The sequence below is a fragment of the Marichromatium sp. AB32 genome, assembly GCF_003718675.1.
Lineage (GTDB): Bacteria > Pseudomonadota > Gammaproteobacteria > Chromatiales > Chromatiaceae > Marichromatium > Marichromatium gracile.
Window position 1 is genome coordinate 1 of the sequence record NZ_RHFJ01000099.1, and the last position, 6,385, is coordinate 6,385.

At 67.9% G+C, this 6,385-nt stretch carries 3 protein-coding genes; all 3 read right to left on the reverse strand.

What is annotated here, in order from left to right:
- Positions 1 to 2,535 (reverse strand): VCBS repeat-containing protein (locus tag EBL85_RS16345; RefSeq protein ID WP_150132755.1); only part of this gene is annotated, 2,535 nt, incomplete at its 3' end.
- A gap of 225 nt (positions 2,536 to 2,760) precedes the next feature.
- Positions 2,761 to 4,200: a TIGR03032 family protein gene (locus tag EBL85_RS16350; RefSeq protein WP_123143461.1), complete on the reverse strand. Its 1,440-nt coding sequence runs from the start codon at positions 4,198 to 4,200 to the stop codon at positions 2,761 to 2,763.
- Positions 4,197 to 6,284, reverse strand: coding sequence for a glycosyltransferase family 41 protein (locus EBL85_RS16355; protein ID WP_223806182.1), 2,088 nt, complete (start codon positions 6,282 to 6,284; stop codon positions 4,197 to 4,199). The genes EBL85_RS16350 and EBL85_RS16355 overlap by 4 nt, the downstream gene beginning before the upstream one ends.
- Positions 6,285 to 6,385: the final 101 nt, after the last annotated feature.

Here is a 6,385-nt window from a genome sequence, read left to right on the forward strand (position 1 = left end):
GTCGGCTGCGGCGTCGTCGCCGCCGGTGAGGGTCTCGAGCGCGCTGCGCTCGGTGCTCACCCGGCTGGTGGCGATCAGCCCGAGCGACTCGGGCTTGCTCACCACCAGCCCGCCGATCGGGATGTCGACCTCGGGGGTGGTCGGATCGACGTCGGTGCGCTCGCCGGGGGCGCTCGGGTCGCTGACCACCACCGCGACAGACTCGCCGGTGCGACTGTCGGTGGTGGTGCCGGTGGTCACCGGGGCGCCGTCGAGGGTGGTGTCGGTGAAGCTCTCGGTGGGGTTGAGCCCGGTGTCGATGCGACCGTCGTCGAGGATGGCGCCGTCCTCGCCGACGAAGAGATCGCCATCACCCTCATCGTCGCGGTCCGGGCTCGATCCACTGCCGCCCCCTCCGCTCGTCTCCCCATTGAGAAGCAGCAGCAGGTCACCGTCGGAGTTGCCGACCAGGGCGTCGAGATCGCCGTCGGCGTCGAGATCGGCGAGGGCGGGCGAGATATGTAAGCCCATATCGCTCAGCCCATATGGATTCATAACGGTAAAGTCGAAACTCGGGGCAGTCGCACTGCCGATGTTCTCGAATAAGAAGATATCACCGTCAGAATTGCCGACGAGCAGTTCGAATAGATCATCGCCGTCGATGTCGGCCAGTGCTGGGTAGACCCACAGATCCATGAAAGGCAATGAAGGTGAATCAAAGGTGACGAAGTCCGGCTGGGTAGGGCTGCCCGTGTTCTGGAAGTACATGAATTTGCCATTGTAATAACTGACAAAGGCGTCGATGCGTCCATCGTCGTTGAGGTCAGTAAGGACTGGCGTGGCGAGGAGCATCCCAGTGGACGGTAAGTTGAATGGATTGGTGGTGGGTGGGGCGAAGGCGGCCTCGGATGCCGTGCCGGTGTTCTCGAAGAACAGGAGGTCGCCTCTCCAGTTCCCGACGACGAGATCGAGATCACCATCGCCGTCGAGGTCGGCCAGGCTCGGGGCAGTATAATTGTCGACATTACTCAGGCCGAAGGGATTGGTGCTCGCTGAGCTGAAGTCCGGGTTGCTGGCGCCGCCGGTGTTCTCGAAGAACAGGAGGTCGCCGGAGTCATTGCCGACGAAGACGTCAAGGTCGCCGTCGGCATCGATGTCGGCGAAGGTCGGGGAGGCAGAGGCGCCGACGTCGTCCAGTCCCAGTGGGTTGACCTGTGGGGGCTGGAAGGTCGGTTCCTCGGTCGGCAGGTCGTCGTCGGTGACGGCGACCTGGACGTTGTCGATCGCCGCCCCGTCGTAGCCGGCGTCGGTGCTGGTGACGGTGTGGCTGATGACGCCCCGGTGCGGACCCTCGCCGACGCTGTCGTCGACGGCGGTGACGGTGACCTGTTGCGGGGTGTCCCAGTCCTCCGGGGTGAAGGTGAGCGTCGTCTGATCGACGCTCACCTGATCGTTGGTGGTGTCGAGGGTGACGGTGACGTCGGCGCTGGGCTGGGTGTCGAGGACCAGGGTATAGGTGGCGGTGGCACCGCCCTCGGTGACCTCGACCGAGGATTGGCTCAGGGTGACGCCGGGCGAGGTACCGTTGCGGAATAGCAGCAGGTCACCTTCGTAGTTGCCGACCAGGGCGTCGAGATCGCCGTCGGCGTCGATGTCGGCGAAGGCGGGGGCGATATGGGTGCCCTCGCCGTTCAGTCCGTATGCGTTGCTGACTGCGCTGGCGAATGCCGGGGCGCTCGGGCTGCCGGTGTTCTCGAACAGATAGGGGTTAGGGTTGGAACCGGTTCCGGCGAGGACGTCGAGCTGGCCATCACCGTCGATGTCGGCCAGGGCTGGCTGGACGGCCCAAGCGATATGGCCCAGGTCGTAGGCGTCGGCGAAGTCCGGCTGGGTCGCGCTGCCCGTGTTCTTGAAGTACTGGATGCTACCAGAGCTGTTGCCGATGACGGCATCGATGAGACCGTCGTTGTCGATGTCGGCCAGGGTTGGCTTGGTGCTTCTGTCGACCGGGCTCAGGCCGAACGGTGAAGCAGAGGGGGTGGCGAAGTCCGGCTGGGTGGCGCTGCCCGTGTTGTGGAAATACAAGAGTTCACCATGCTCGTTGCCGACGAAGGCGTCGAGGTGTCCGTCGTCGTCGATGTCGGCTAAGGCAGGGGTGGCATTGCTCCCAGCAATCGTGAGGTTATATGGATTGGTGGCGGGGGAGGCGAAGTCGGCCTCGGATGCCGTGCCGGTGTTCTCGAAGAACAGGAGGTCGCCGCTCCAGTTCCCGACGACGAGATCGAGGTCACCATCGCCGTCGAGGTCGACCAGGCTCGGGGTTGCACCGTTGCCGACATTGCTCAGGCTGAAGGGGTTGGTGATCGCTGAGCTGAAGGCCGGGTTGCTGGCGTCGCCGGTGTTCGTGAAGAGCAGGAGTTCGCCCAAGTTATTGCCGACGAAGACGTCGAGGTCGCCGTCGGCATCGATGTCGGCGATGGTCGGGGTGGCATAGCCACCGACGTTACTCAGTCCCAGTGGGTTAGTCTGCGAGGATGGGAAGTTGGGGGTCGACATCTCAGCTCCTTGTGAAAGCAGTGGCGATTGATACGCGCGTGATCAGGAATCGGTCGGTCGTCCGGTCGCGTGGCGTCGCGCGCTGGTTGGTCGCTTGACGGCCCGTCTCGGGACGTCGGGTCGGGGCATTGCCGTGCCGGTGACCTCGGTGCTCATGCCATGACAGCCCCATGACGTGATGACCGCGTGGTCCGGTGTCTCGATCGCCCGGGGGCGCTGGTCGGGTCATCCGTTCATCCCGGGTTCGCGCAGCGCTACCCCGAGCGTCCGGCGCAGATGGGCGAGCATTCGGGTGGCGACGCCGCGTCCGCGGTACTCGGGCAGCACGAACAGCGAGATCAGCTCGGCGTGATCGGACGGTGCTCGGCACTCGGCAACGGCCAGCCCGATCAGGGCGTCGCCGATCACCGCCGAGACCCCGACGATCTCGCCGTCCGGTGGCTGGGTGTGCCAGCGCTGATCGAGCCGCGGCCAGGTCAGCGCGGCATAGGGCGCGAGGTTGTCCGGGCTGAGGTGGTGGACCTGCTGGAAGCGGATCGCCGGGTCGTGCGCCGGTGCGCGCGGCAGGCCGGCGGTCGGTGGCGGGGCACCCTGTCCCGGCCGCTTGAGCGTCGGCTTGGTGACGACCAGCCCGGCGCTCCCGGGGAAGCTGACCAGGCGTTCGATGGTGTCGTCCTGCAGTCCGAGCGCCCGTGGTTGACGCGCCTCGGGGATGACCACCAGGTCGAAGAGTTCCTCGATCACGCTGTCGAAGCGCAACCACTCGAGCACCTGTCCGTGGACCAGGTCGATGACGGCCAGCCCGCACTGGGCGCGTCGACCGTCGGCGGCGAGCCGCTGCTCGAGTGCCAGCCCGCCGAAGCTGCGCTCGCGTAGTCGCGAGAGCCCGACCAGGGCGAAGTCGCCGTGGAAGGCGAGCCCGCGCGCGAAGCCGGGGCAGTCGGCCACCGGCTCGAAGCGCCCCTCGTCGAGGTATCCCAGCGCACCGTTGCCGGAGTCGAGCAGCCACAGCCGGTCGCGATACCAGCGCGGCGAGTGCGGCATCGACAGCCCGGTGGCCGCGACCGTGTTGCTCGGCAGGTGCAGCACGCAGCCGCCGTCGTGGCGGTGATGGCGCCAGCCGGCGGCGGTGTCGGTGCGGCTGCAGGCGGTCATCCAGGTCGGTGCGCCGTCCTGCAGGGCCAGGCCGTTGAGGTGGCAGCGGTCCTCGGCGGCCAGCCGGGTGATGAACGGCGGTTGCCACAGTGGGACGAAGCTGTGGTCCGGGTCGAGGGTGGCCAGACAGCTGAAGTCGGTGTTGACGAACAGCACCCGTCCCTCGCCGTCGATGACGAGGTCGTGGGCGTTGACGTCCCCGGTGATCCAGCACTGACGGGGGACGTAGAGCCGGTCGCCGCCCTCGTGACTCGCCCCCGGGGCGAGTCGGTTGTCGAGCTGCCAGATCTGGTAGCGACAGCCCATGGTCAGGGTGTCGTGCTGCCAGAACAGCCCCATCGGCTTGTCGAACAAGCGCTCGTGCAGCGCCAACCGCCCGGGCTCCGGTGTCCGCCCGACGAGGAACAGACGGTTGGTCTGATAGGTGGTGAAGGCGAGACTGACGCGCTGGCGCGCGAGCCAGTGCCAGAACCCGGGAGAGGCCTGGAGCCTGGGGCGTGGGTCGGTCATGGGGACGTCCGGGGGGCGGTGGCTGTGAGGCGGTAGTCGTGCCAGAGGGTGCGGTAGGTCTCTTCGAGCGCGGTGACGAACTCGGCCGGTCGGAACAGTGGCGCGGCGTCGCGGCCAGCGCTCAGGCGTCGTCCGAGCGCGGCGAGTCGCGCCGGATTGCGCCCGAGCGCGACGGCGCGCTCGACATAGTCAGCGGGCGTGTTGCAGACCAGCTCCGGCAGTCCCACGGCATGACACAGGCTCGCGCCCATGCGCGCGGCATAGTGCGTCCCCGGACAGGTGAGCACCGGCAGCCCGGCGGACAGTGCGCCGACGGCGGTGGCCCCGGCGTTGTAGGCCGGGGTGTCGAGGAAGAGATCGGCCAGGCGGTAGCGGGCGAGGTACTCGGCGTGTGGCCGCTTGGGGGCGAAGACCAGCCGTCGTGGATCGATGCCGGCGGCCGCGGCGGTGGCGCGCAAGCGCGCGTTGCTGCCGGTGCGCTCGCCGTCGAGCAGCCACAGCACACTGTCGGGCACCTGCGCGAGGATACGCATCCACAGCGTGAAGGTCTCGGGGTCGATCTTGTGGATGGCGTTGTGGCAGCAATAGACGACGCCGGACTGCGGCAGCCCGCACTCGGCCCGTCCCTCACCCGGCTCCCCGACCTCCAGCGGCGCACAGGCCCAGGCGTTGGGCAGGCGGATCACCTGCTCGCTGTAGTGTGCGCTGTGTGCTGGCGGGATCAGGTGGCGGTCGGCGATGAGATAGGGGACGAAGTCCGCCCCGAGGGTGCCGGGGTAGCCGAGGTACTGGATCTGGATCGGGGCGGGACGCAGGGCCAGGACCAGGGGGCGTGCATGGGAGGTGTAGCCGGCCAGGTCGATCAGCAGATGGATGCCGTCGGCGTGGATGCGTTGCGCGATGGCGAGCGAGGAGGCGCGTGAGAGATCGGTGTAGTGGTCACAGCCGGCGCGGATGCGCTCGGTCCAGACGTCTCGTCCGGGGACCAGAGCATAGGCGTGGATCTCGAACTCGGGACGGTGATGGTGCTCGAACAGCCCCGCCACCAGGGTGCCGACGGCATGACAGCGGAAATCCGGCGAGAGATAACCGATGCGCAGTCGCGCCGGATGCGGGTCGCTCGGAGGGGCGAAGGTGGTGCCCAGCGCTCTGGCCTGCCGTGCCAACCGGCGCGCGGCGCGCTCGGCGAGCGCTCGATACCAGTCGGGCGGCAGGTCGAGGGCGAGCGCGCTCAACAGCGGGGGTTCGTCGCCCGGCGTCTCGCCCGTCAGGTAGCGCTCGGTGACCGCGCGCAGCCGTTCTCGGCGTGCCGCGCCGTCCTCCCAGTCGGCCTGACGACGCCGGATGGTCTCGAGCTGGTAGTGCAGCCGGACGTTGTCCGGCGCGGCCTCCAGGGCGCGCTCGTAGTCGGTGCGGGCGGCTTGCAGGTCACCGAGGGCCTCGTGCAGTTGGGCCAGGTTGTGGCGACGCTGCTCGAAGTTCGGGTCGAGGCGCAGGGCGCGCCGGTAGCTCGCGCGGGCGAGGCGCAGGTTGCCCCACTCCTGCAGCGCGGCCCCGAGGGCGTTGTAGCCCTGTGCCGAGGGCTTCAGTCGCAGTGACGCTCGATAGTGGTGCAGCGCGCGGGGCATGAACCCGTACCCGTGGTAGAGCTGACCGAGTTCGAGATGGGCCTCGGCGTGCTCGGGCGCGTGCCGCAATGTCTCGCGATAGGCCGCCTCGGCCGCCACGAACTCGCCCTGTGCGGCCAGGATCTTGGCCAGGTTGTAGTGGCCGAGATGAAGCGCTGGCTGCAGTTCGATGGCGTATCGATAGGCGGTGATGGCGCGTTCGGGGTCGCCCTGGAGCTGCCACAGTCCAGCGAGGTTGCAGTGCAGGATCGCCTGCTCTGGGGCCTGCTCGATGGCCTGGGTGTAGCACGCCAGGGCCGCCTCGAGGTCTCCAGCGGACTGCAGGGTGTTGCCGAGATTGTTCAGTGCCGAGACATGACCGGGCTGCAGCTCGAGCGCGGCGCGCAAGTGTGCGACGGCGGTGGTGGGGTCGCCGTGTCGACGGGCCCGGCGGGCTGCGTCGAGATGGGCCGATATCCGTTGGCGGTGTGTTGTCGACTGGGGGGGCGGTACGGGGGAGAGAACTGGGTTCTGACGTTCCATCTCAGCGCTTCAATCCTTAAATCGGAAGATGAGAT